The sequence below is a fragment of the Pseudoalteromonas sp. G5_S1_14_S5 genome (assembly GCF_054968605.1).
This window is the reverse complement of sequence record NZ_JBQKUM010000263.1, coordinates 1-323: the sequence shown is the minus strand read 5'-3', so window position 1 is coordinate 323 and position 323 is coordinate 1. Positions and strand designations below refer to the sequence as shown.

1 protein-coding gene is annotated in these 323 nt (G+C 45.2%); it reads right to left on the bottom strand.

Annotated elements, in window-relative coordinates; all coding sequences use genetic code 11:
- Positions 1-323: EF-Tu/IF-2/RF-3 family GTPase (locus tag ACTRWI_RS22815; RefSeq protein WP_499133956.1), on the bottom strand; the 323-nt coding region annotated here is incomplete at both ends.

Here is a 323-nt window from a genome sequence, read left to right as displayed (position 1 = left end):
CCGCCTTCGTCTTTAGAAAGTACGTATACTTCAGACTCGAACTTAGTGTGTGGGTTGATAGAACCTTTAGCAGATAGTACTTGGCCACGTTCAACTTCGTCACGCTTAGTACCACGTAGAAGTGCACCAACGTTCTCACCAGCACGACCTTCGTCTAGAAGCTTACGGAACATTTCAACACCAGTACAAGTAGTTACTGTTGTTTCTTTGATACCAACGATTTCTACTTCGTCACCTACACGTAGGATACCACGCTCGATACGACCAGTTACAACTGTACCACGACCTTGGATCGAGAATACGTCTTCGATTGGTAGTAGGAA